The 3,057-nt window shown below is 54.3% G+C and carries 1 protein-coding gene and 1 pseudogene; both read right to left on the bottom strand.

Translation table 11 applies throughout. The features are described from left to right. Window positions 1-544: 544 nt before the first annotated feature. Window positions 545-1,777 carry a CPBP family intramembrane glutamic endopeptidase gene (locus JCM10550_RS16415; protein WP_172673959.1) on the bottom strand — a complete coding sequence of 411 codons (1,233 nt, stop codon included), beginning with the start codon at window positions 1,775-1,777 and terminating at the stop codon, window positions 545-547. A gap of 776 nt (window positions 1,778-2,553) precedes the next feature. Further along, window positions 2,554-3,057 (bottom strand): annotated as a pseudogene (locus JCM10550_RS19990) (hypothetical protein); the annotation flags it as partial.

Genomic DNA, 3,057 nt, shown 5'->3' with positions numbered 1-3,057 from the left:
CACCGTCCGACGAAACGACGGATGATGTCAGAGACCATTATTCCCTGTATTGTTGCCTGCGGAGCAAACGAAAGCAGTTGTGCTCTCGTTTGTCCCAGACAATCGACCTAACTAAGTGGTAACTTCTCAGAGATAAACCCTTTCATTTGATTTCGCAAACCGACGCTCTGAACACCAAAAAACGGGCCCGATACCATCATCGGCATGCTGCCTGCACCTGTCAGAGGCAGGAAATGCGTCCAATTGATCACCACTCTATCCCATACCGGACAGGGAAAGACCACGGACGCAAAAACGCGCAAAGCACACAATGGCTGTTTTTTACAAAATAATCCCACAAATAACCCCATTTCTGAACTCGTGCAGACACAAATGCACCCCCCCACAACACAAAATGCCATGGGGGGGTGACGACCCTATCCGGGATTCCCGACTCCAAAGAGCCACATCCGGAGTGTTGGATAAAAACACGCACAAAAAAAGAAGAACGAGAGCCTAAACCCCCCCTTCATGCCACAGCAGAATCCTGCCGGGGGGGTCCCCTTCAGATACCCAGCCCGAAGATAATGGAGTAGAAGAGAATCAGGTCATAGATGGTATGCGTAACCGCACTGACCGTGGTGCAATAATATCTCCGGATAAGGGCAAAGATGATCCCTGCCAGAAATACCGAGAGCACCCCGTCCCAGTTGTACTGGAAGGCATGCAATGCGGCAAAAAGCAGGGAGGGAATGAGAATACCAAACCGCGGCTGCAGCACTCCGCGGATACTCAGTTCCTCGCCAAAGCCTGCCGCAACCGAGGCGACGATGGCACCCACCGGTGTGAGCATCGGGGGGGCAAAGAGGAGTTCCACGGCATCGGTATCCATCATCCGCCAGCCAAAGAACTGCCAGATAAACGTGATACCCATGTCCACCACATGGAAGACTCCCACCAGGACAATGCCCAGACCAATGGCAATCCCGACTTCCTTTAGTGTCGGCCGCACAAGGCCGAGACGTTTCAGGGTCTCAGGAATATTTCGCGTAATAAAGAGGCCCACCAGCAGGAACGAGGCCCCCATCGTCCAGAGCAGGTTGTAGATATCGTCCGTCAGGCTCTCCATGAAAATGTCACCCCCCGGTCTCCATATCCAGCAGCGCCGGTGAAAGCAGCACCGGTTCGCCCAGCACCAACAGGGCACAAGGAACATCAGCGTCAGGGCAGTGACGGCGACGAGGGCGACCATGTGGACAAAGGAGTCCGGGTCAAGCGGCACATAACGGGACAGAAAACCACGGAACCTGCGGGAGAACCCGAGAAAGGAGATGCACGCCGAAATCAGGACAAGCAGCACTACCTCTGCAATCCGGAGGGCATCGTCAGTTGAGAGAGAATCCTCAAAATTAAATTCCGTTGAAGAACCGGACGAAGAGACGCTCACTTCCATCGCCTCAGGGGGGGCAGCACCGACAGAACTGAGATACCCGCCACGCCGAGTCCCACACACCCGACAAGCACCAGCAGGAAAAGGATCGAAGGAACCTTCAGTCCGGGATAGGTCTTCGAGAGGTATGCGAACATCGCAAGCAGCACAAACAAAAAGACTTGCAGTCCCGCAAAGACAAAGTTCCCCCACTGTCCCGGAGAGGTCACCAACAACGGCATACCCGGCAAGACAGGCAAAGATGCCGAAGACAAGGAGTATGGCATTTTTGTTCTGGAGAGGAGGAGCAGAAACAACTGATGGTATCTCTTCCGAAGAGAGAGGTGCATTACTGTCATCCGGGATCATCTTACTCTCCCGAATGTTTCCTGAAAGCAGTGATAACCATATCGCGTCTTGATATTTTTTAACGCATTCTGCATCCTGATCATTTCGCGGACATACATAATAATTCTCTATATCATTCCCCCCCTTTCGGTGCCGCACATTCCAGAGTATCGAGGATATCGGAGAGTATGGACAGTAATCACAGATCATGGTTCGGCTGACGCAAACAGGAGATGCGGCGTGCACCCTTTCGGTGAGGTTGATCGACATTCAAAGCGGCATTCCAGGATAAAAGACAGAATATCGCCCAGATGTCTACAAAAGGGGCGTATTGCCCCCCCGGAAAAACGCACCCACACAGACAGCCGGAGCAGGCCGTTCGCACCCCGAGACAGCCCATCCATCCTCTCAAAATTTCTCTCAACAGCACCCCCCCTTAATAATCCATAATCCTCGGTGTTTTCAGCAAATAACCGGCATTAAAACCGTATTTTTCCGGCCACGAAACCCATCTGAAAATACGTCATTTCTGCCGCCCGTTTCGTAAAAACAGGACAGAACAGAGGGATGCTTCTGCACTCCGATGACAACAGACAGGAGGGGGGAGAGGGGGGGCGGCAACTCCCACCCCCCCTGCCATTCAGGAGAATAGCAACATGTCAGCACAGTTCAAAAGACTCCGGACCGGGAAGGGGAGACCCCCCCTGTGTCTTTCGCTGCACCGAATCACCCGTGGCGCACATTTTTAACGAGTTATTTCCATCTTAATGATAAATAAATCCACAAATACAGATATTTCAGACATCCCCGCACCCGCACCGGGGGGGATATGACCCTGCACTTCTTCCCGGAGATATCTCTTTCGGAAATCCGGTGTCGTCATCGGGTTCCAGCCGGATATCCGGCGGTGCTGTCCACTCGTGGTAGCGGCCGAGATCAAAGGCGAAGTAGCGCTCCCGCCGCCGAACTTCCGTCCCGCAGACGGCCTTTGCCTCCGCTGTATTGATGGAGCGTATCGCCGGGCATGTGTCAAGTATACCGGGATAGGTCTTCCTGCCGTTGGTATAGCCGTGGAGCAGCCGATAGGTCTGAGAATACGAGAGGCCGAGGAGTGCCTGAAGCTGCCGGAGGGTGAAGACCTCCAGACCCGCCCGGGCGATGGAGGCCAGGGCGGTTACCCCCCCGGTTTGGGTTTTCTCCTGCACCACGTGGTCACCGGTGATGGCGGAAAAGATCCGCCGGGCACAGGCAAAGTCTTCCGGGGGGGTGGCGACGATCGACCCTGACGGGTCCTCCTCCCG

Source organism: Methanogenium cariaci JCM 10550 (assembly GCF_001315945.1).
GTDB classification, from domain to species: domain Archaea; phylum Halobacteriota; class Methanomicrobia; order Methanomicrobiales; family Methanomicrobiaceae; genus Methanogenium; species Methanogenium cariaci.
This window is presented reverse-complemented; position numbering and strand designations above follow the sequence as displayed.

What these genes read in the sequence shown, in the direction of transcription:
- JCM10550_RS16415 (WP_172673959.1), bottom strand. Translation starts at nt 1,777, where the DNA reads ATGATCCCGGATGACAGTAATGCACCTCTCTCTTCGGAAGAGATACCA.